Source organism: Herbaspirillum autotrophicum, from assembly GCF_001189915.1.
Lineage (GTDB): Bacteria > Pseudomonadota > Gammaproteobacteria > Burkholderiales > Burkholderiaceae_D > Herbaspirillum > Herbaspirillum autotrophicum.
Genome location: NZ_LFLS01000003.1, coordinates 1 through 22,401 on the forward strand (window position 1 = coordinate 1; position 22,401 = coordinate 22,401).

The 22,401-nt window shown below is 59.1% G+C and carries 19 protein-coding genes; 7 read left to right on the forward strand and 12 right to left on the reverse strand.

Translation table 11 applies throughout. The features are described from left to right. Positions 1 to 11: 11 nt before the first annotated feature. Positions 12 to 1,310: an MFS transporter gene (locus tag AKL27_RS02730; RefSeq protein WP_050461185.1), complete on the reverse strand. Its 1,299-nt coding sequence runs from the start codon at positions 1,308 to 1,310 to the stop codon at positions 12 to 14. Between the two features lie 181 nt (positions 1,311 to 1,491). Here AKL27_RS02730 and AKL27_RS02735 point away from each other — a divergent pair, with 181 nt between their 5' ends. Next, positions 1,492 to 2,388 carry a LysR family transcriptional regulator gene (locus tag AKL27_RS02735; protein ID WP_050461186.1) on the forward strand — a complete coding sequence of 299 codons (897 nt, stop codon included), beginning with the start codon at positions 1,492 to 1,494 and terminating at the stop codon, positions 2,386 to 2,388. Positions 2,389 to 2,416: 28 nt separating this feature from the next. Here the strand turns inward: AKL27_RS02735 and AKL27_RS02740 are convergent, their stop codons facing one another. From AKL27_RS02740 to AKL27_RS02750, 3 genes are read right to left on the reverse strand one after another with little or no spacing between them, the layout of a single operon-like run. Beyond that, on the reverse strand, positions 2,417 to 3,406 hold the full coding sequence (locus tag AKL27_RS02740; RefSeq protein ID WP_050461187.1) for a 2-dehydropantoate 2-reductase: 990 nt from the start codon (positions 3,404 to 3,406) through the stop codon (positions 2,417 to 2,419). Positions 3,407 to 3,449: 43 nt separating this feature from the next. After that, positions 3,450 to 4,205, reverse strand: coding sequence for a class II aldolase/adducin family protein (locus AKL27_RS02745; protein WP_050461189.1), 756 nt, complete (start codon positions 4,203 to 4,205; stop codon positions 3,450 to 3,452). A gap of 35 nt (positions 4,206 to 4,240) precedes the next feature. Further along, on the reverse strand, positions 4,241 to 5,395 hold the full coding sequence (locus tag AKL27_RS02750) for an ABC transporter substrate-binding protein (RefSeq protein ID WP_050461190.1): 1,155 nt from the start codon (positions 5,393 to 5,395) through the stop codon (positions 4,241 to 4,243). A 183-nt stretch (positions 5,396 to 5,578) separates the two neighbouring features. Between AKL27_RS02750 and AKL27_RS02755 the strand changes: the two genes are divergently transcribed. Further along, a complete protein-coding gene (locus tag AKL27_RS02755) occupies positions 5,579 to 6,502 on the forward strand; it encodes a LysR family transcriptional regulator (RefSeq protein WP_050461193.1) in 924 nt (307 codons plus the stop codon). Between the two features lie 37 nt (positions 6,503 to 6,539). Here AKL27_RS02755 and AKL27_RS02760 read toward each other — a convergent pair whose 3' ends face one another. Further along, on the reverse strand, positions 6,540 to 7,514 hold the full coding sequence (locus tag AKL27_RS02760) for a thymidylate synthase (protein WP_050461195.1): 975 nt from the start codon (positions 7,512 to 7,514) through the stop codon (positions 6,540 to 6,542). A 492-nt stretch (positions 7,515 to 8,006) separates the two neighbouring features. Between AKL27_RS02760 and aqpZ the strand changes: the two genes are divergently transcribed. After that, on the forward strand, positions 8,007 to 8,705 hold the full coding sequence (aqpZ, locus tag AKL27_RS02770) for an aquaporin Z (RefSeq protein ID WP_050461197.1): 699 nt from the start codon (positions 8,007 to 8,009) through the stop codon (positions 8,703 to 8,705). Positions 8,706 to 8,711: 6 nt separating this feature from the next. On the opposite strand, the gene AKL27_RS02775 is transcribed toward aqpZ, so the two are convergent. The 4 genes from AKL27_RS02775 to AKL27_RS02790 all read right to left on the reverse strand — a co-directional run bounded on the left by AKL27_RS02775 (position 8,712) and on the right by AKL27_RS02790 (position 15,617). After that, entirely contained in the window at positions 8,712 to 10,145 is a 1,434-nt protein-coding gene (locus AKL27_RS02775) for an efflux transporter outer membrane subunit (RefSeq protein ID WP_157056764.1), read from the reverse strand. 124 nt (positions 10,146 to 10,269) lie between these two features. Then, on the reverse strand, positions 10,270 to 11,445 hold the full coding sequence (locus tag AKL27_RS02780; RefSeq protein ID WP_050461198.1) for an efflux RND transporter periplasmic adaptor subunit: 1,176 nt from the start codon (positions 11,443 to 11,445) through the stop codon (positions 10,270 to 10,272). A gap of 30 nt (positions 11,446 to 11,475) precedes the next feature. Further along, positions 11,476 to 14,064 (reverse strand): glucans biosynthesis glucosyltransferase MdoH, encoded by a 2,589-nt coding sequence (gene mdoH, locus AKL27_RS02785; RefSeq protein ID WP_050461200.1) that lies wholly within the window; start codon positions 14,062 to 14,064, stop codon positions 11,476 to 11,478. Further along, the gene (locus tag AKL27_RS02790; RefSeq protein WP_083438836.1) at positions 14,037 to 15,617 is read right to left on the reverse strand and encodes a glucan biosynthesis protein G; all 1,581 of its coding nucleotides are present in this window, start codon (positions 15,615 to 15,617) and stop codon (positions 14,037 to 14,039) included. The genes mdoH and AKL27_RS02790 overlap by 28 nt, the downstream gene beginning before the upstream one ends. A gap of 370 nt (positions 15,618 to 15,987) precedes the next feature. On the opposite strand from AKL27_RS02790, the gene AKL27_RS02795 reads away from it, so the two are divergent. From AKL27_RS02795 to AKL27_RS02805, 3 genes are all read left to right on the forward strand, one after another. Further along, positions 15,988 to 16,491, forward strand: coding sequence for a dihydrofolate reductase (locus AKL27_RS02795; RefSeq protein WP_050461201.1), 504 nt, complete (start codon positions 15,988 to 15,990; stop codon positions 16,489 to 16,491). A 195-nt stretch (positions 16,492 to 16,686) separates the two neighbouring features. Further along, entirely contained in the window at positions 16,687 to 18,951 is a 2,265-nt protein-coding gene (locus tag AKL27_RS02800) for an arginine/lysine/ornithine decarboxylase (protein ID WP_050461203.1), read from the forward strand. Between the two features lie 87 nt (positions 18,952 to 19,038). Continuing rightward, positions 19,039 to 19,380 (forward strand): zinc ribbon domain-containing protein YjdM, encoded by a 342-nt coding sequence (locus AKL27_RS02805; RefSeq protein WP_050461205.1) that lies wholly within the window; start codon positions 19,039 to 19,041, stop codon positions 19,378 to 19,380. A gap of 52 nt (positions 19,381 to 19,432) precedes the next feature. On the opposite strand, the gene AKL27_RS02810 is transcribed toward AKL27_RS02805, so the two are convergent. The 3 genes from AKL27_RS02810 to AKL27_RS02820 all read right to left on the reverse strand — a co-directional run bounded on the left by AKL27_RS02810 (position 19,433) and on the right by AKL27_RS02820 (position 21,259). Next, positions 19,433 to 20,092, reverse strand: coding sequence for a hypothetical protein (locus AKL27_RS02810; RefSeq protein ID WP_050461207.1), 660 nt, complete (start codon positions 20,090 to 20,092; stop codon positions 19,433 to 19,435). 64 nt (positions 20,093 to 20,156) lie between these two features. Then, positions 20,157 to 20,681, reverse strand: a complete 525-nt coding sequence (locus AKL27_RS02815; RefSeq protein ID WP_050461209.1) for a chromate transporter — start codon at positions 20,679 to 20,681, stop codon at positions 20,157 to 20,159. After that, positions 20,678 to 21,259 carry a chromate transporter gene (locus AKL27_RS02820; protein ID WP_050461463.1) on the reverse strand — a complete coding sequence of 194 codons (582 nt, stop codon included), beginning with the start codon at positions 21,257 to 21,259 and terminating at the stop codon, positions 20,678 to 20,680. The genes AKL27_RS02815 and AKL27_RS02820 overlap by 4 nt, the downstream gene beginning before the upstream one ends. 99 nt (positions 21,260 to 21,358) lie before the next feature. Between AKL27_RS02820 and AKL27_RS02825 the strand changes: the two genes are divergently transcribed. Then, positions 21,359 to 22,291 carry a LysR family transcriptional regulator gene (locus AKL27_RS02825; RefSeq protein ID WP_050461211.1) on the forward strand — a complete coding sequence of 311 codons (933 nt, stop codon included), beginning with the start codon at positions 21,359 to 21,361 and terminating at the stop codon, positions 22,289 to 22,291. Positions 22,292 to 22,401 lie beyond the last annotated feature (110 nt).

The window sequence follows — 22,401 nt, forward strand, 5'->3', positions numbered from 1 at the left end:
CCACGGATGATTCAATGCAAGACCTGACCGGTACGGTCCTTGATCCAGATCAGCGAGAACGTCGACACCAGCAGACAAGCCATCAAATAAAAAGCCGGCGCCAGCTTGTTGCCGGTAAAGGAGATCAGCCAGGTGGCTACCAATTGTTGAAAGCCGCCGAAGATCGCCACACCGACACTGTAGACGATGGACATGCCGGTGGCGCGCACCGCCTGCGGAAACATTTCCGGGATCACCGTGATGACCGACGAAGTCATGATCGCCAGCAAGATGCTCAAGGCAATCACCGACACCATCAGACTGGCCTGACCAGGGCTGCCGATCATCCACAGGAAACACGGATAGACCAGCAGCAGCACGCCGATACGGCCGAACAGAATCAGCGGCTTGCGCCCGACCTGATCGGTCAGCTTGCCGGCCAGCGGCGATACCAGAAACGTCATCAGTCCCGACAAGGTACCTGCCAGCAAGGCATTCGACGTCGACAGACCCAGTTCGCGAATCGCAAAGGTCGGCATGTAAAAGGTGATGGTATAGGCGGTCACGGTGCTGCCCAGCGTCAGCAGCGTGCCCAGCACCACACTCTTGAAGTGATCGCGGAACACGATTGATACCGTGCTGCGTTCCGGTACGCGCTGATCCAGCTTGAGGGTTTCGGCCTGATGACGACGGATATAGGCGCCAATCGGCGCGATCACCACGCCCAGCAGAAACGGCACGCGCCAGCCCCAGCTTTCGAGTGACTCGACCGACAACACGCCGCTCAGAATCATCGCCGTCACGGCACCGGCAGTGACGCCCAGGCCTTGGCTGGCGAATTGCCAGCTGGCGAAATATCCGCGGGTGCGCGGCGTCGACAATTCGATCAGCATGGTGGTCGATGCACCAACTTCACCACCGGCGGAAAAACCTTGCAGCAAGCGCGCGAATACGATCAGGCAGGGACCGAACAAACCGGCTTGTGCATAGGTGGGTGCCAGTCCGATCAGCAGACAGCCGAGCGCCATCAGATTGATGGTCAGCGTCATCGCCGCCTTGCGTCCCTTGCGGTCGGCATAGGCGCCGATGATGACGCCGCCGACCGGCCGCATGACGTAGCCGACGCCAAAGGTGGCGACCGCCAGCATCAACTGGCCGTATGGGCTCATGCTGGGGAAAAACAATTTGCCGATGGTGATGGCGAAGAAACTGAATACGGTGAAATCGAAAAATTCCAAGGCGTTGCCGATGGTCATGGCGGCAATCGTGCGCCGTGCTCCGGACTTGCCGGCGACGGCATGTGCCGGCGCAGTGGTGGCCATACTGTTCATGGTGTCTCCTTCAATGTTGAGCGCCGGAAAGAGATCCGGTCGCCTTGTTTTTTTGTGCGCTTTTTGCGCATCGTGTTGTGTATCGTGATCGCCTGCTGAAGTGCATCCTATATAATCGTTGCGATAAACAAAAGACCATATTTTTTGATATGCGATCAATAAAAATTATCATCGAGACGACATGAAATTCAATCATTTACAAGCCTTTCTCACCGTCATTGAACACAAGAGCATCCGCGCTGCGGCACGTGCCCTGCACCTGACACAACCGGCCATCACCAAGGCCATGCACGACCTCGAACGCGACCTCGGCGTGCCCTTGTTTCATCGTTCGTCGAGTGGTGTTGAATTGACTGAATATGGGGTCTTGCTCAAGACCCGGGCGGCCTTGCTGATACATGAAACGCAACGCACGCGCGAGGCCCTCGGGCAGATTCGCGATGGCAGCACCGGCAGCGTGGCGGTGGCGGTCAGCTCGACCGCAGCGCTGACTGTGCTGCCGCCGGCATTCAAGGAATTTCAGGCAAGTTTACCCAATGCCGAAGTCGAGTTTCTGGAAGCCTCGCTGTCATTCGCCTACGAACGTCTGCGCGATGGCACGCTGGATTTCGCGGTCGCCAATCTGGCGCCGGGCAGTGTTGACGATGAGTTCGACATCAATTTCATTTGCCTGATGGACAACGTGATCGGTGCCCGCCTCGATAACAAATATGCCAACAGCAAATCATTGCGCCAATTATCCGAAGCGACCTGGCTGGTACCGGGTTCGACCCAGGGCAGCCGGCTGTTGCTGCGTTCGATATTCGAGATGAATGGATTGGCGCTACCGGATCACATCATCCGCTGCCAGTCACTGACAGTGGCGCTGGCCCTGATGAGTAATTCGGATATGGTGAGTGTGTTTGCGCGACCGCTGGCGGCACGGGAATTCCAGCGCCATGGTTTGAAGATCGTGCCGCTGCGGGAAAAATTCCCGGCCACGGCACTGGCCATCATCACCCGCAAAGGCGACCACATGACTTATGCAGCACGCCGCTTTGCCGATGCGTTAACCGTGGCCGCTCAAGATCTGGCGTGAGCGGCCTGCGCTGCTGATGCCGTCAGCGTCAGCAATCCGCTTTCGGATACAGGCCGTGGCTGCGGCCAAACAGACGCACCAGACCGAGCAGACTGTCGATGGTCGGCGTCGCCACACCGGTCAGCAAACCGATCTCACGCACCACGCATACCAGCGCATCGATTTCCAGTGCCTTGCCGGCTTCGGCATCTTGCAGCATCGAGGTCTTGAAGGCACCGAGCTTGCGCGTGACGGCGTTGCGTTCTTCACTGCTCTGTTCAATCGGGCAGCCGATCTGCTCGCCGATGCGCGCTGCTTCCTGCATCGCATTCTGGCAATACTGCTTGACCAGCGGATCATCAAGAATCATGTCGCTGGTAGCGCCGGTGATGGCCGATACCGGATTCATGGTCATGTTGCCCCACAGCTTGTACCAGATATCACGACGGATATCGGCCGCACTGTCGATCTCGAAACCGGCGCCGCGCATGACCTCGACCACGCCTTGCAAGCGCGCCGAATCGCCGCCGCCCGGTTCACCCAGAATCAGCTTGTTGCCAAAGCCCGGCTTGATCAGACCCGGCTCCGGCGAGGCGCTGGCAATATGTACCACGCAACCGATCACTTGCGCCGACGGAATCACGCGCGACAACACGCCGTCGGGATCAATCGAGCGCAGACGGGTACCTTGCAATGGTTTGCCTTCGACTTCGAAGAACCACCATGGCACGCCGTTCATGGCGGTAATGACCAACGTCCTGGGGCCAATCAGCGGCGCAATCTTGTGCGCGACATCGGCCAGCGACGGCGACTTCACCGCCAGCACCACAATGTCTTGCACACCCAGCGCAGCCGGCTCTGCTTCGGCGTGAATCGGAAATGCCTTGACGCCATCGGCACCGGCCAGCCGCACGCCGTGCTCGCGCAAGGCTTGCAGAGTGGCGCCGCGTGCCACGGCGCTGACCTCATGTCCGGCTTGCGCCAGCCGGGCGGCGATCAAGCCGCCGATTGCGCCCAGTCCGTAAATTGCTATCTTCATGTTGCTGCCTGCTCAGTATAAAAATGGAAAACCCTGTCCTGCATCACTCTTTATAAGAGGGATCAATCTTGTCGATCAGTCGCGTCAAGGCGTCGAACACATCTTGCCCGGAGCCGAATTTTTCATTGAACTGCAATGAATCGCGGGCGCAGGCTTGCTGGATTTCGGGAGCAATCATGCGCACCGCCCCCATCGAGGTCGATGCCACCTGAATCTCGCAGGCCCGGTTCAACAGCCACAACACCGCAAACGCGCGCGGAATCGAACTGCCCAAGGCCAGCAAGCCATGGTTGCGCAAGATCACGGCGCGCTTGTTGCCGATGTTCTTGAGCAAACGCGGCGTCTCGTCGTCATGCACGGTGATGCCTTCGAAATCGTGATACGCGACCTGCCCGTACAACTGCGCCGAATAGAAATTGCTGAGCGACAGCCCATCCTGGCTGCACGCCACCGCCATGCCGGCAGTGGTGTGCGTGTGCATCACGCAATGTGCGTGTTCCAGACTTTCATGAATCGCACGGTGCACGGTAAAGCCGGCCGGATTGACCGGCCAGTCCGAATGTCCGATGACATTGCCGTGCAAATCGATCTTGACCAGATTGGATGCCGTCACTTCGTCGTAGCGCAAACCGAACGGGTTGATCAGAAAATGCTTTTGCTCACCCGGTACCCGTACCGTGATGTGGTTATAGATCAGTTCGACCCAGCCCAGATGGGCAAAGATGCGGTAGCAAGCGGCAAGCTCGGTGCGCACCGCCCATTCGGCGGCGGAAATGTCGTTGGTATTCAAGGCAGGCATACTGGTTTTCTTTACAGCGGCGGAGTGAGTGGACATCATGGCAGCAAGACCCAGTGGCCGCCTTCGATCTTGACCATGACGCGGGCCCGGTTGTCGAGACCGTTGTGATCGGTCGGCGTGGTGTTCATGACGCCATGTGAAATGGTCAGGTTCTTGACGTTTTCCATGGCATCGCGCAAGGCCTTGCGGAATTCTTTGGTGCCGGGTGCGGCGACCTTGAGGGCTTCCGGCAAGGCCCGTTGCAACAGCAGGCCGGCATCCCAGACGTGCGCGCCGAACGTGGTGACGCTGCCGGCACCGAATGCGGCTTCATATTTTTGCGTGTAATCGATACCGGCCTTCTTGCTGGCATTGCTGTCCGGCAGCAGCGCCGCGACCAGCACCGGGCCGGCCGGCAACATGGTGCCTTCGACATCTCTGCCGCCCAGCCGCAGGAAGTCATTATTGGCAACGCCGTGAGTCTGGTAAATCTTGCCCTTGTAACCGCGTTCGCGCAGCGTGCGTTGCGGCAGTACCGCCGGCGTGCCGGCGGCGCCGATCAGCACCGCATCGGGATTGCTGGCAATGATGCGCAGCACTTGACCGGTGACGCTGGTGTCATTGCGGGCATAGCCTTCGCTGGCCGTGATTTTCAGTTTATGCACACCGGCTTCTTTGACGAATTCACTGTTCCAGCCTTGGCCGTAGCTGTCACTGAAGCCGATGTAGGCGACGGTTTTCACCTTGTCGACCACCATCCGCTCCACCAGCGCACTGGCCATCAGCGAATCGTTTTGCGGCGTCTTGAATACCCAGGTGCGTTTTTCATCCATCGGCTCGATGATCTTGGCGCTGGCGGCAACGGCAATCATCGGTGTTTGCGTTTCGGCGGCAACATCGATCATCGCCAGTGAATTCGGCGTGGTGGAAGAACCGATGATGACGTCGACCTTGTCGGAGGTCAGACGGCGCGTATTCTTGACTGCGGCAGTAGTGTCAGAGCCGTCGTCGAGCACGATGTATTCGACCGATTTGCCACCGATGTCGCGCGGCAGCAGACTGATGGTGTTTTTTTCCGGGATGCCCAGCGATGCTGCCGGGCCGGTCACCGATAACACGACGCCAACCTTGATTTGCGCCTGTGCCTGCATTGCCAGCACTACCGCAATCGTTGCCACGCTCAACCGCCCTGCATATCTTGCAAACGCCATGTCTGTCTCCGTTGATTTTTTTGAATGATGTTATGTGTCTTGGCATGCACGCAACAAAACCACGCATGCACGATGCCAGCAACGCAAGGATGCCTGACTTCACTGTTGCAACACAATGGATGAATTTGGTAGTATTTTTAAGCATTGCTTCATAATTACCCTGTTCATTCAACAACAGCATCCATGGCCCAGCTCAGATTTACCCCGCGTCAACTCGATGCCTTCATCGTAATCGCCGAAATGCGCAGCTTTACCGCCGCCAGCCAGCGTCTGGCGCTGAGTCCGTCGGCGGTCAGCCAATTGATCAGCGAACTGGAAGATGCCGTCGGCTTTCGTCTGTTTGACCGCAGCACCCGCTCGGTGGCGCTGACCTCGGCCGGCAAGGAATTCCTCGGCTCGGCAGAAACCGCGCTCAAGCATTTGCGGCAGGCCGAATCGATTGCCGAAGACGTCCGCAATCGCGCCGCCGGCGTGGTACGCATTGCGGCGCCGATGGTGCTGGCCAGTGTCATGCTGCCGGAAGCGATCCGCGCCTATAACGCCCTGCATCCGAAAGTGGTGGTGCGTATCCGCGATGCTGCGGTCGAACGCTTTGTCGATATGGTCGCCAATGGCGACGCCGATCTCGCCGTCGGTCCTGACCGCGTGACCGGGGACGACGTCCACCGTCAATTGTTGTGTGAGAGTGCCTGGGTATTGTGGTGTGCGCCGGACCATCCGCTGGCAAAAAAACGGCGCCTGCATTGGCGTGACTTGCGCGATGTCCAACTGGTGGCGGCCGGCCGCGATCACGAGCGCAATGTCGCCCAGATGAGCATGGGCCAGCCGCAGGAACAACGCATCAGCGCCATCGACATCGTCGACAACATGACCACCGCGCTCGGCATCGCGCGCGCCGGCCTGGCCGCCACGTTGTCGCCGGCCTATGTGCAGGCGCTGGCCAAACCGCTGGGGTTGACCATGCGCCGCGTGGTCGATCCGGAAATCATGCGCTACATCTGCCTGTATCAGCCGGCGCGGCGCGCGACCTCACCGGCAGCCGAAGGCTTTGCCGAGCATCTGGCAGCATGGCTGCCGCGCTGGAACAAGAGTATGAGCAAAACCTGACGACGCGGTGGCCGTCAGGCCGGTGAACATCCGCGCATCAGACTGCCATCGGCGCCGTCAACGGCGCGTGGTGCTGATAGCCGGTGAGCGAGAAATCGCCCGGTTCGACTTTTTCCAGCCATTCCGGTTCGTATTTACCGGTATCGGCAAAGGCCGGCACGCGGTCAGCGATCACCAGTTGCGGCGCCGGATACGGATCGCGCTTCAATTGCTCGTGCAGCATGTCGAGATGGTTTTCGTAAATGTGCGCATCGCCGATGAAGTAGGTAAACCAGCGCGGCGTGTAACCGGTCAGGCGACCGACCAGATGCAGCAGCGCCGCCGCTTCCGCCAGATTGAACGGGGTACCGAGGCCGACATCATTGCTGCGGATATACAGGCACAAGGAAATTTCCCTGGTGGTGGCATTCGGCAGGAATTGATACAGCAGATGGCAAGCCGGCAGTGCAATCGCATCCAGCTCGGCGCAATTCCAGCCATGGAACAGGATGCGGCGGCTGCCGGGATTTTTCATGATGGTGTCGAGGCATTCGCGCAACTGATCGATGGCCTTGTACATCAAGACTTTTTCCTGACCTTCGTCGTTGACGCTGGCGACCAGCCGGAAACCGCGTTTGCCGGCATCGGCGATCTGCGCGCTCTGGTCTGCCGCCAGCAATTTATAGGCTGGCCAGGCGCGCCACTGCACGCCGTACACCGGTCCCAGATCGTCTTCACCCATGCGGTAAGGATTGGCCAGCCATTCGGCATTTTCATTGGCATTCTGATCCCACACCTTGCAACCGAGCGCGCGGAACTCAGCGGCGCTGCGTGTCGCGCGCAAGAAACCGACCAGTTCGCCCACCACCGACTTGAACGCCAGCCGTTTGCTGGTGACGGCCGGGAAGCCGTCTTTTTTCAAATCAAAGCGCAGCATCGCACCGGGCAGGCTCAGCGTACGGATGCCGGTACGGTTTTCTTGCCAGCTGCCTTCTTGCAGAATGGTCTGTACCAGGTCGAGGTATTGCTTCATGTGGTTTTCTCCAGCGCGCCAATGTTGTAATCGGGGTCGAGTATACCGTTTAAGTCGGCTGCCGGTGACACTCGCCTGCGCCTGCCGCGTTGCCACTGGAAAATAAATACCGGATAAGCGCATGCCCGATTTTCCGGCAGGAAAAAGTATTTTCCGGCACCGTCGGAAGGTCAAAAAACATTATCGAAAAAACACTATTTGAAACGAATGCTTTGAGAGTAAAATCCGGCCGGATAGAAATGATTTGATAAAAAGATAATATTATTTTTATCGCAATAATGTAGATTTTTAGCTGTGAAGATCTTTTATTGCAGAAAAAACAGACTGCAATTTTTCAATGTCTGGCACCGGAATGCACCACGAATTACCGTAACAAGAGTAAAACCTTGTTCAGCAGCAAGGTGTTCCGCGTGGATGATGGTCTGGAAGTGGCAATCGTTGCCGGGGTGACGAACCACCGGCTTGGTCAGTGCTTTTATAAAAGGAAATAACATGAGCATCGCGAAGAAACTGGCAGCGGAAACGCTGGGAACATTCTGGCTGGTATTGGGTGGCACCGGCAGTGCAGTATTGGCAGCCGGCTTCCCCAACCTTGGTATCGGTTTTGCCGGCGTCGCGCTGGCGTTCGGGTTGACGGTACTGACCGGCGCTTTTGCACTCGGACATATCTCGGGCGGCCACTTCAACCCGGCGGTCACCATCGGTTTGGCAGTGGGTCGCCGCTTTCCGGCCAAAGACGCGATTCCTTACATCATTGCGCAAGTCGTGGGCGCCATCATTGCCAGCGCGATTCTGGCGTGCATCGCCAGTGGCAAACCCGGCTTCGATCTGGTGGCCAGCGGCTTTGCGGCAAACGGTTACGGTGAACATTCCCCGGGCGGATATTCGCAAACGGCGGGCTTCATTACGGAAGTGGTGCTGACCTTCATGTTCCTGATCGTCATCCTCGGCGCCACCGACAAACGTGCCCCGGCCGGTTTTGCCCCGATTGCGATTGGTCTGGCGCTGACCCTGATCCACCTGATCTCGATTCCGGTCACCAATACCTCGGTCAATCCGGCGCGCTCCACCGGTCCGGCACTGTTTGTCGGCGGCTGGGCCTTGCAGCAATTGTGGTTGTTCTGGGTAGCACCGATCATCGGCGCGATCGCGGCCGGCGTGGTGTATCCGTTCATTACCGAGAAGAACTGAAACGTTCTATGACGCGGCATGGCTGCCGACATCATCCAGCCAGCCGCCGCCCAGCGCCTTGTACAGAGACACCGTCGCTTGCAGGCGCTGCAATTTGATCTGTCCCAGCTGGTTTTGCGCTTCCGACAGATTGCGTTGGGTATCCAGCACCGTCATCAAATCTTCGGCACCGACGCGATAACGGATTTCCGATAATTCAAACGCAAACCGCGCCTGTTCGACTTCCGTACTCTTGAGACGGTAGCGTTCTTCGAGGCTGCGAATACTGCCCAGCGTTTTTTCCACATCCGACAGTGCCGTCACCACGGCCGAGCGATACACCTGCACCAGTTCCTGCTTCTGGGCAATCGCCAGATCGCGCTTGTTGGCGAGGCGGCCACCATCAAAAATCGGCGCGGTCAGCGAGGCACCGAGATTGGCCAGCAAATTCGGACCGTCAAACAACGACAGCAAGGCATTGCTCTGGGCGCCGGTAGAACCGGTCAGGCGAATACTCGGAAACAGATTCGCGCGCGCCACGGCAACATTGGCATTGGCTTCGGCCAGCCGTGCTTCGGCGCGACGGATATCAGGACGGCGCGCCAGCAATTCAGACGGCAGACCGGGGGCGATCTTCGGCATCAGGATATCGGCCAGTCCATGCTCGGCAACGCTGAAGGTTTGCGGTGGCCGGCCCAGCAAAATTGCCAGCGCCACCTGGGCATCGCGCTCTTGCTGTTTCAGATCGGGAATCGCTGCTTTCTGACCGGCCACGGCCGAGCGCTGACGCGCCAGATCGAGCGGCGAGGCAGCGCCGGCGCGGCTTTGCGCTTCCACCAGCTTGAGCACGCGCTCGGCGTTGCCAACGTTCTGGGTCGCAATCGCCAGCCGGTCGCGCAGCGACAATACTTGCAGATAGGTGGAGACAATGCCGCTGGTGACGGTCAGCGCCACCGTTTCGCGGTCATATACATTGGCGCGCAATGAGGCTTCGGCAGCCGCCACACCGGCGCGGTTCTTGCCCCAGAAATCGACTTCATAACCGATTTCCAGCATGCCGCTGGCCGAGGTGGTGGCGGTGCCGCCGCCGAGCGGGAATTCCCGGTTGGCGGAGGTGGCGATATCGACATCCGGCAGCAACGGCGCACCGGCAATCCGGGCTTGCGCTTCGGCTTGCTGCACGCGCGAGACGGCTGCGGCAATCTCGAAATTATTGCGCTGGCCTTCGTCGACCAGCATGCTCAATTCAGAACTGCCGAAATGTTTCCACCAGCCCACATCCGGCCGCAATTGCTCTTCGTCGGCGGCCGTGCTCCACTTTTGCGGCAATTCGACCGCCGGAATCGGCTCGATATCGACTTGCGTCGCGGCGCAGCCGGACAACAACAGCGCCATTGCCAGCGCTATCGTCGAGGGTCGGGGTAGGTACGGCGCTGATGCCATTTTGCGGTATACGTTCATTGCTTTGTCGGTTGCAGGAAATCTGCCGGAATCGCAGCATCATTCGATGCGCATGCGGAGTGTAGTCGATGTGCATTGTAAACCGGACGCCGGCCTGCCGCCTGAATCCAGACCGCCGACCCGCTTAACGCTCGCGCACCGGCAACACCACCTGTTCCCCCGCCTTCAGGCCGGCCAGCACTTGCACCTTGTCGGCGTTGCGCACGCCGAGCCTGACCTTGCGAGTTTCGAGCTTGCCGTCCTCCAGCCTGACCTTGATGGTCTGCAAACCTTCGCGGTCCGGCTTGACTGCCAGCGCCACCGGGATCGTCACCGCATCGTCGGCTTTTTCCAGCACGAAGTAGACATCGGCCGTCATGCCGGCCATCAGTTCGCGACTCGGATTGGCGACATCGAACAACACCGTGTAGTAGGCTTTCTTGCCTTGCTTGCCTGAATCATCGGCCGGCAGCAGCATGATTTGCCGCAACTTGCCGGCCCAGCGCTTGCCGGGATAACCGGGCGTGGTGAAGTAGGCAATCATGCCCTTGTGCAAACGCGTCACATCTTCTTCTGCCACGCGCGCCTGGACGCTCATCTTGCTCAGGTCGGCAATCCGCATCAGCACATCCTGATTGGCATTGAGCGTCTGCCCCACGCGCGCCGACAACGCCACCACCACACCGCTGACCGGCGCCACGACGCGGGTCTGCTTCTGAATCGCTTCATCTTCTTTCATCGCCGCTTCCATCTGCTGAATCTGGGCATTGATGGCATCCACCTTGGCCGCTGCCGAATACATGCCCATCCGGCTTGATTCAAACGATTCTTCGCGCGTGGCATTTTCTGCCTTCAATTGGGTCTGCCGCTGAAACTGCAATTGCGCAAAATCGAGCTGGGCATTCTGGCCGGCAAGTTCGGCCTTGAGACGCGCCAGCTGCGCCCGGTTGTTTTCTACCCGGCCGGCGGCCACGGCCGGTGAAATGGTGACCAGCAGCCGCCCTTCCTTGACGCTTTCACCGATGCCGACCGAGACGTCAGAAATCTGGCCCGATACCTTGGCACCGACATCGACATAGCTCTGCATGGCGACATTGCCGGTGGCATTCACTACCTGCTCGATATCGGCGACTTCGGCCTTGACGGTTTCCAGCACCACCGGTACCGGCGTCGGATGGCGTTCGCGGTAACCGAACCAGACCGCGACCGCGATGCACAGCAACAGCGAGGTCGCCGCCAGCGCCCATACCGTGCGCCGGCTGGTGCGCGGTTCGGCAGGCGGCATGAAGCGTTCATCGGGTCCGGGTAATTCCTGGGTCATGTCATTCTCTTCAAGTTCTGTTCAGATTCATCAAGCCATCCATGCCGGATGCACTTGTGGTGCCGACCACACCGCCAGATGCAAACGCGACAGCAATTGCGGATCGGTCAGCAAGGTCAGTTTCTGCTTGGCCGACAAGCCATGCGGGCCGGCATTGAGCGCCCGTCGCAACAAGGCTTCACCGGCAGCATGACTGGCCGGCAGCCGGGCCGCGGCCGGATGTTCATGCGCGGTGGCGCACAACAAGGCATTGCAACCGGGATCCACCACCGCGTCGACGAACCCTGGCAGCGCCGGCGTCGCTTCCAGATAGGCGACGGTTTCGCGCAATTCGCGCGGCACATCGGTTTCTTCCGGAATCGCGAACAAGCCGGCACGACGGAAGGCGCGTCCCAGCGAGACCCGGCTCGACAGCACCGATAACGGCACCGACAATGTCAGCGCACCGGCAATCGGCAACAACCACCAGACGAACGAAGGATTGAGCCAGTACACCAGCACCCCCCACACCACGCCGATCACCGAATGTACGCCATGGCGCTGAATGGCCTGGCCCCAACCAGTTTCGTTATCAGCCCGCGGCGGCGACTTCCAGCCCACGGCCCAGCCCAAAAATGCACCCAGCACGAAACGCGTGTGGAACAGCATGCGCACCGGCGCCAGCAACATCGAAAACAACAGCTCGATCAACATGCTGCAGGTGACGCGCAATGCGCCACCAAAGCCCCGCGCACCCTTGTTGATGATCAGCAGCACGCTGAGTATCTTGGGCAAAAACAGAATCGTGGCAGTAGCAGAAAACAATGCCAGCGCTTTTTCCGGATGCCATTCGGGCCAGATCGGAAACAGTTGCCGCGGCTCGACAAAATATTGCGGGTCAACCAGTGTATGCGTGGCCAGCAACAAGGTCGACAAGGCCAGGAACAGACACCACAACGGCGCCGACACATAGGCCATGACGCCGGTCACGAATACCGCGCGGTGCACCACATGCATGCCGCGCGCCAGAAACAGCCGGAAGTTCATCAGGTTGCCCTGGCACCAGCGACGGTCGCGACTCAATTCGTCGAGCAGATTGGGCGGCATCTCTTCATAACTGCCATCAAGATCGTAGGCAATCCAGACCGACCAGCCGGCACGCCGCATCAGCGAGGCTTCAACAAAATCGTGCGACAGGATCGGTCCTGCCAGCGTGCCTTCGCCAGGCAATGGCGCCAGCGCGCAATGGCGCATGAAGGGTTCCAGCCGGATGATCGCGTTGTGGCCCCAGTAATGCGACTCGCCGAGTTGCCAGTAATGCAGTCCGGCAGTAAACAACGGGCCATAGACCCGCGTCGAAAACTGTTGAATGCGCGCATACAAGGTGTCGCGGCCGGCCGCGCGCGGCGCGGTCTGAATGATACCGGCACCGGGATTGGCTTCCATCAGCCGCACCAGCGTAGACAGGCATTGGCCGCTCATCACGCTGTCGGCGTCGAGCACCAGCATGTAGCGATAATCGGAGCCCCAGCGACGGCAGAAGTCATCGATATTGCCACTCTTGCGTTTGACCCGGCGGCGGCGATGACGGTAGAAAATATTGCCGAAGCCATCGACCTCGTTGCACAAGCTGGCCCATGCCGCAGCCTCGGCGGTGCAGATGTCGGCATCCCCGCTGTCGCTCAACACAAAGAAGTCGAACCGTTCCAGGTCGCCGCTGCGGCGGACCGATTCGTAAGTGGCGCGCAAACCGGCAAACACCCGCGCCACGTCTTCGTTGCAGATCGGCATGACAATCGCGGTACGGGCTTCCGGTGCAATCCATTTCGGTCCGGCCGCTTCGCGTGAAATCAAATAGGGATCGGTGCCGCGCATCAAGACCAGAAAGCCGGTCATGGCGGTCCAGAAACCGGCCGAGACCCAGCAGAACAACAAGGCGAACAACGCCAGGATGACCATCTCCAGCGGCTTTTCACCGTGATAGGGCAATACCTCGCTCATGAAATAGGTGGCCAGCGCGGTCTGCATCAGCATCAGCAACAGCAAGGTAATCCGGCGCACGTTACCGCTGTGCTGCCAGTAACCGCGCGGATCGGGTGCATCCGGCTGGTCCTGGCTGGCGGCATCCTGGGGCAGCGTCTGTTGTTCGATTTCATCTTCGATGAAACCCGGTTCGGTTTCCGGCACGCCGCGGCGTTGCGCCGAACGGCGATCAAACTTGCGGTTGGCTTCATCGACCCAGCGCGCGAACGGGTTCAGCTCACCCCAGGGGCGCGGCACCATGGAACGCCGGTTGAGCGGCGGCGCCACGGCAACATGGGCACCGTCATCATCGGGCGCGGCGCACAGCGGCAACGCGGTGCTGCCATCATCGTGCGGCGGCCAGATCAGGCGCAAACGGGTGGCAATCGACTGCAGTGCCGGATTGTCATCCGTCGCCAGCGACGCAATCGAGCCGGCCTGCGCTGCCGCCAGCACCCGATGTACGTCCTGCATGGCGTCCCCCGACGCCAGTGCACTGACCCGCGTCTCGATTTCCAGCCGCTGTTGCGCCGACAGCGGCAGTCGTTCCAGATAGCGGTCGACCTGTTGCGAAGCGGCGCTGGCCTGCCTCAATTGGGGGGTAATATGTAGCTCCACGTTTCTGACAAGGTTGCGCCGTTGGCTGCTGCATTCTTCAGGAATCCACGCAGTTCAACCGGCTTGTTATCTTCATTGCGACGCAGTTTGACTTCCATGCGCCAGCCACCCGTGACTTCATTGCGACGCGTGTTGACGCTGACGATCTTGCCATTGCTGTCGCTCTCCACCGTACCTTCGATCCTGGCACTGGCCGGCAGTTTCTTCAATGTCGCGCCATCGAAATCAATCGACATGCCGATGGTATCGTCGGCCTTGGCGCGATAGCCATGCCCGATGCGGGTCTGCGCCACCCACGCCAGTGGCGGCTTGCGTTCGGTTTCGCGTTGCCAGTACATGCGGTATTCGACATTGAACGGCTGGCCGGGTTTCGGCATTGCCTTCGGCAGCCAGTAGGCGACGATATTGTCGTTGGTTTCATCCGGGGTCGGAATCTGTACCAGCTCGATCTGCCCCGAACCCCACTTGCCCTTCGGTTCGATCCACAGGCTCGGACGGTTTTCATAATGGTAGTCGAGATCTTCGTAGCTGGAGAACTGGCGGTCACGCTGCATCAGTCCGAAGCCGAGCGGGTTGTCGAAGCTGAACGAGGTGATCAGCAGGCGCTTCGGATTGACCAGCGGCCGCCAGATCCATTCACCGGTGCCGGATTGCATCGACAGGCCATCCGAATCATGCACCTCGGGGCGGAAGTCGCCCGGCTGGGATGGTTGGTTTTCGCCAAAGAAAAACATGCTGGTCAGCGGCGCAATACCCATCTTGGTGACATTGCTACGCAGATACAACTGCGCCTTGACGTCGATCACCGTATCGGTGCCGGGCCGCAAGGTAAAACGGTAAGCACCGGTGGCGCGTTGCGAATCGAGCAAGGCGTAGACGGTCAATTCCTTGTCGCCGGCTTTGGGACGATCCAGCCAGAATTCGACAAAGCGCGGGAATTCTTCGCCTGAATACAATGCGGTGTCGATGGCCAGTCCGCGCGCTGAAATGCCGTAACCCTGCCCCTTGCCCATGGCGCGGAAGTAGCTGGCACCGAGAAAGGTCAGGACGTCGTCCTTGTCCTTGGCCGAATTGAGCGGGTAGCGGATGCGGAAGCCGGCAAAGCCGGCATTGCGGATGCGGCGGGCATCCAGACTGTTGCGGCCATAGTCGAACAGGGCCGGGTTGAAAGCGATCTCGCGCGCTGCGCCGCCGACCACTTCATTGATCTTGACCGGCTCCACAAACGCGCCGCCGGGGTGAATGAAGCTCAGCTCGAATGGCAGCTTCTCGTTGCGCCAGTAGGAACGTTCCGATTTGAAATGAATGCCGTTCGACTGTTCATAGCTCAATTCCTTGATTTCCTTGGGCATGCGGTCAGCCGGCTTGCGGTACGACTTGCCGGCCAGCGCTTTGGCGCGCGCGGCCACATCGTTGAAGTCGAATGCCAAGCCTGGTGCGCCATGCAGAATCAGCAAGGCGGCAACTGCCGCTGACGTGATGTGTCGTCCCACAGCATGGGAGATTTTGACGGGGCTGCCACCGGCAGGCCGTCGATACGCGATTGAAAACATTGGATTTCCGTCTGACATGCAGTTTTTTCTTGTCCGATCACGCCGCTTTCGGCGTGTCGAAAGATGGCGTTAGTTTACCTAATGTTGCGCAAGTTGTTTGGAGAGAGCCATCCGACATGCCATTTGAGCGGCTGCCGCGTCCTCCCCGTTTCCTTCCAGACATGCAACATCCCGTTCCCGCAGCTGATATTTTGCCGCCCTGTGACTGGTGCTCCGATCCGGTTCCGGACCGTTCTCCAGTACATTTATCACTCTATAAGGGCGATTACTCTCCAGAAAGTTCCTCTTAACCCCTACCAAACACCGTCAGTCCTGTAACATTATGTTTTTGGCTGCGGCCAGACTCCGGCAATCCTACAGAACAACGCGCATGTCTCCTACAACTACCGCTTCGGCGGCACTTACCATCATTGTTGCCACCGATCAGGCCGGCGGCATTGGCATCCGCAATACCTTGCCCTGGCATCTGCCGGAAGATCTGGCGCACTTCAAGCGCACCACCTCCGGCCATCCGATCCTGATGGGACGCAAGACGTTCGATTCCATCGGCCGTGCGCTGCCGAACCGGCGTAATATCGTCATCACCCGCAATCCGGCGTGGCAACATGCCGGCGTGGAAAGCTGTACGTCGCTAACGCAAGCGGCGGCATTGGTCGCCGGCAGCGAAGCCTTCATCATCGGCGGCGCCCAGATTTATGCCGAAGCGCTGCCGCTGGCGCACCGTCTGATCATTACCGAAATCGGCCAGCGCTTCGATTGCGACGCCTTTTTCCCGCCGCTGGACCTGCAAGTCTGGCAAGAAACCGGGCGTACCACGCATCACAGCGAAGCCCAGGGATTTGACTACGCATTTGTGACATACGAAAGACGCTGACGTCACTTGTTGTTTTTACCTGTTTGCTACCAATAAACGCCCCGTTTTCGCGCATATATCCTTGATATCTGCGAAAATTCGGCTTTCCTTTTTCCGCGGTTGCCGGCTGCCCGGATCAGCGCTGCTGTCCAGCCCCCGACAATCTGTTTTTCAAGCGCGCAAGCTTTTTGCCCAGGCGCAGATGTGGAGTGTCCAATGAAATTCCGTTTCCCTATTGTCATCATTGATGAAGATTTCCGCTCGGAAAATACTTCCGGTCTCGGCATTCGCGCGCTGGCCGATGCGATCCAGCAAGAAGGCATGGAAGTGCTGGGCGTCACCAGCTACGGCGATCTGTCGCAATTTGCCCAGCAGCAATCGCGCGCTTCCGCCTTCATCCTGTCGATCGACGATGAAGAATTCGGTGCCGGCTCGTCCGAGGAAACCGACTTCGCACTGAAGTCGCTGCGCGCCTTCGTCGGCGAAATCCGCCACAAGAATGCCGACATCCCGATTTATCTGTATGGCGAAACCCGCACCTCGCGCGATATCCCCAACGATATCCTGCGCGAATTGCATGGCTTCATCCATATGTTTGAAGACACGCCGGAATTCGTGGCGCGCCATATCATCCGCGAAGCGAAGTCTTATCTCGATGGTCTGGCGCCGCCGTTTTTCCGCGCACTGGTGCATTACGCGCAGGACGGTTCCTACTCGTGGCACTGTCCCGGTCACTCGGGCGGCGTCGCCTTCCTGAAGTCGCCAATCGGCCAGATGTTCCACCAGTTTTTCGGTGAGAACATGCTGCGCGCCGACGTCTGCAACGCCGTCGAAGAACTCGGCCAACTGCTCGACCATACCGGTCCGGTCGCCGATTCCGAACGCAATGCCGCGCGCATCTTCAATGCCGACCATTGCTACTTCGTCACCAACGGCACGTCGACCTCCAACAAGATGGTCTGGCACTCGACCGTGGCCCCGGGCGACATCGTGGTGGTTGACCGCAACTGTCACAAATCGATTCTGCACTCGATCATCATGACCGGCGCGATCCCGGTATTCCTGATGCCGACCCGCAATAACCTCGGCATCATCGGTCCGATTCCGCTGGAAGAATTTACGATGGAAAGCATCCGTCGCAAGATCGAAGCCAATCCGTTTGCGCGCGAAGCCGTCAACAAGAAGCCGCGCATTCTGACCATCACGCAATCGACCTACGACGGCGTGGTGTACAACGTGGAAACGCTCAAGGAAATGCTGGATGGCGAAATCGACACCCTGCACTTCGACGAAGCCTGGTTGCCGCACGCCACGTTCCATGATTTCTACAAGGACATGCACGCCATCGGCAAGGATCGCCCGCGCGCCAAGAAGTCGATGATCTTCTCGACCCAGTCGACCCACAAGTTGCTGGCCGGCCTGTCGCAAGCCTCGCAGATTCTGGTGCGTGAATCGGAAACCGTGCAACTCGATCAGGACGCTTTCAATGAAGCCTTCCTGATGCATACCTCGACCTCGCCGCAATATTCGATCATTGCGTCGTGCGACGTCGCTGCCGCCATGATGGAAGCGCCGGGCGGTACTGCGCTGGTGGAAGAAAGCATTTTCGAAGCGCTCGACTTCCGCCGCGCCATGAAGAAGATCGATCAGGAATTCGGTCTCGACTGGTGGTTCCAGGTGTGGGGTCCGAACAGCTTCTCGGCGGACGGCATCGGCACCCGGGAAGACTGGGTCATCAAGGCCGAGGACGACTGGCACGGCTTCGGCAATCTGGCACCGGGCTTCAACATGCTCGATCCGATCAAGGCCACCATCGTCACCCCGGGCCTGTCGCTCGAAGGCAAGTTCAGCGAGACCGGCATTCCGGCCTCAATCGTGACCAAGTATCTGGCCGAACACGGCGTGATCGTCGAAAAGTGCGGTCTGTATTCGTTCTTCATCATGTTCACCATCGGCATCACCAAGGGCCGCTGGAATACGCTCGTGACCGCGCTGCAACAGTTCAAGGACGACTACGACAAGAACCAGCCGATCTGGCGCATCCTGCCGGAATTCGCGGCCGCCAACCAAGGCCGCAACGCGCGTTACGAACGTCTGGGCTTGCGCGATCTGTGCCAGCAGATTCACGAAACCTATCGCGCCTACGACGTCGCCCGCCTGACTACGGAAATGTATCTGTCCGACATGCAACCGGCGATGAAGCCATCCGACGCATTTGCCAAGATGGCGCATCGTGAAATTGATCGCGTGCCGCTTGACGAACTCGAAGGCCGTGTCACGTCGATCCTGCTGACACCTTACCCGCCGGGCATTCCGCTGCTGATCCCGGGTGAGATTTTCAACAAGACCATCGTTGACTATCTGAAATTCGCACGCGACTTCAACGAGAAATTCCCTGGCTTCGAAACCGACGTTCACGGTTTGGTCAAACGTGAAGTCAATGGCCGCCGCGATTACTTCGTGGATTGCGTCAAACAGTAATTACTCCGCCTGACACGGCACCGGGAGAATTCTTCCGGTGCTGGCATTGTTTTTCCCTTCCGTTTTTCTTATTACCCGAGAGTCACCATGTCCGCCATACCAGTCTGTCCGCAATGCGCGATGGAAAACACTTATCCCGATGGCAGCAATTACGTCTGCGCCGATTGCGGTCACGAATGGCCGGTGACGGCTGCTGCCGCCAGCGATGACAGCAGCGATGATGTCGTCAAAGATTCCAACGGCAATGTGCTCAGCGACGGCGACGCCGTGGTGCTGATCAAGGATCTGAAGGTCAAGGGTTCATCCATCACGCTGAAGATGGGCACCAAGGTCAAGAGTATCCGTCTGGTCGGCGGCGATCACGAAGTCGACTGCAAGATGGATGCCGGCAATTTCATGCTCAAGGCTTGCTACCTCAGAAAAGCCTGAGGCAAACAGGAACGCACTATTGGTGCCGTTGCCCGGCCAGCGGCAACGGCACTCAGTCGGGACAACTCACCATTCTGGTTTGTCGCCCTTCCTGCATCGGGTCCAATCCCGGCAGCGTACCGTTCAATATGCAATAAGCATGCACACCGCTGCCGACGCTGGTCACCGTGCGCCCATCCGCATAGCGTTTCACTTCGCGCATTTCATGCGGTGACCGCCCTGCCGCTGCAATACCGCGCGCCAGCCGGTTGTCCTCACTCTGCGCAATATGGCCCGGCCATGATGGCGAGGCCCGCCGCAATTCACGATCGACATTACCTGCACTGCGCCGCGCCGCACTGAGCAAATCGTCCGGTTCCAGTGTGCCTGCCACGCCGCCCGCAATGTTGCCCGCAGCGCTGCTGATTGCCGCATCTGGTGCTGGTGCGGTACGCCCGGCACTGATGGCGGTCGAAGTCACAGGGACAGATGGAACGGTTGATGCCGATATCGACGGACGCGGCATCGGTGGTCGCTGCTGCGGTACCGGTGCGGATTGCGGCTGGATCAGGCGCAACGGCAACCACGACGCCCGCAGACGAGCCTCCTTGCCGACCACTTCAGACACCGGCGCCGCAGCGGTGACGTTGCGCAAAGCCCGGATCAGCATCAGATGCGCCACCACCAACACGATGATCACCAACAGCCGGGATTTTCCTTGCAGTGCTTGCATGTCTGGGTTTGCGTGAAACAAGATCGCAGCACGTTAGCATAAGGTCGCAGCGCCAGAATGAAGATCAGCTTAATGCCAGCAAACCCACCATACTGCCGCCGAACAACAGCCACAGCGGATGGATTTTGGTCTTGATCGCCAGCGCGGCGGTGACCGCGGTAATCGCCGCCAGTAACAAATTGGTATCCGAAGCATGCGCAATCAGCGCCGCGCTGGCCGCCACCAGCCCGGCCGTCACCGGCAACAGGCCGGCTTGCACCACGCGCCGCCATGGCTTGTCCTTGAAGCGCTCCCATGCGTGCAGGGCGAAGATGGTCAGGATCGAGGACGGTCCGAACTTGGCCAGCGTGGTCACCAGCATGCCGGCCCAGCCGGCCACGTGCCAGCCGACCAGCGTCACCACCATCAGATTTGGTCCCGGCGCCGCCTGCCCCAGTGCAAACAGGGCGCTGAATTCTTCGGCCGACATCCATTGATGAATCTCCACCACCTGGCGCTGCATTTCCGGCAGGATGGTATTGCCGCCGCCAAAAGCCAATACTGACAGTTCCGAGAAAATCAGCGCCAGGGCAATCAGTGTCTGTATCATTTTTTGATCCTCGATGTGACCAGGATACTGATCGGCGTCATCGCCAGCATGGTCCACAACAGCGGCCAGCGCAGGATGGCAATCGCGACAAAACAAAGGATCGCCAGCACCGCCAGTGGCAGACTCTTGCGCAAGGGCATCGCAATCTTGACCGCCATGGACACCAGTAAACCGGCAGCGGCAGCCGCCAGTCCGGCAAACAGATGTTTGATATGCGGATCGTTTTGATAATGCTCGTACAGAATGCCGAGCATGATGACAATCACCGATGGCGCGGCGATCAGACCCATGATGGAGGCGAATGCGCCTTTGACGCCGCGAAAGCGCATGCCGAGCGCGACCGACAGATTGATGATGTTGCCACCCGGCAAAAACTGACACAGACCGAGCAACTCGGCAAACTCAGCCTCATTGAGCCAGCGATGGCGATCAACGATCATCCGGTGTGCCAGCGGCAAGGCGCCGCCAAAGGCCGTCAATCCCAGCCCGAGAAAACCGAAAAACAATTGCTTCACGGTTGGCGGCGGTGCCAGAAGCTGCGCTGCGCTTCCTGCGGGATTATTGTCGTTGCTGATCATTGCCGTTTCCATCGTGTGTTTCCTTCCATGTCGAAAGGCTACTCTTGCCCCTTTATTTTGTCTAATATATGAATTACATCAAATTCATACATTTTCAATATGTCAATTATCGATCTGCGACTGTTGCGCTACTTCGTTGCCGTGGCCGAAGAAGGCCATCTGACGCGGGCGGCGCAGCGCATCGGCATTCAGCAACCACCGCTGAGCCAGCAAATCCGCGCCCTGGAGCAAGAGTTGGGAACGCAACTGTTCCGACGCCTGCCGCGCGGCATGGAGCTGACCGACAGCGGTCAGGCGCTGTTGACGGATGCGCGGACGATTCTGGCGCAGATGGCACAAACCGTGGACACGGTACGCGGCGTATCGCGCGGAGAGCGCGGCCGGATCGTGCTGGGATTCACCGAATCATCAGCGCTGCATCCGTTCGTACCCTCCGTGATCCGCGCCTTTCGTCACAGCGCACCGGAAGTGGCGCTGACGGTAGAAGAAAGCAATACCGCCGAACTGGTGGATGCCTTGCGTCACAACCGGGTCGATATCGCCTTCATCCGGTCGCCGGTCGGCAATGAACACGACTTGAAAATCGAAACGGTTTTGCAAGAAAAAATGGTGGTGGCACTGCCGTCGGCACACCCGCTGGCATTGGCGCGCGGCCGCCGCAAAGGCATTGCGCTGGCGGCGCTGGCACACGAACATTTCATTCTCACCCGCCGTCCCAGCGGTCCCGGCTTATACGATGCCATCATTGCCGCCTGTGCCGTGGCCGGCTTCAGTCCGCGCGTCGAACAAGAGGTCACCAAAAATCTGTCAACACTGAGTCTGGTCGCCTCCGGACTCGGTATTGCCATCGTGCCGGCATCGGTGCGCCACGTGGCGATGGAACAGGTCACTTATCTGAATCTGGATCAGGCCCCCGGCCTGCATGCACCGCTGCATCTGGCATATCGCGATGTACCGCCGTCCGGCGTGGTACTCAGGATGATTACCGAAATCAGAAAATGTGCCGCGCAAAACAAAAAATCGGCGACCTGAAATTGCCGGGCAGAACTGCGCCAACCGAGGGCGGCGCCGACGCAATTTTTCCAGCCATGGTATAAATACCGCCATCTTCTGTTGCCGTATGCGCCGTCTGTTTTGCTGCG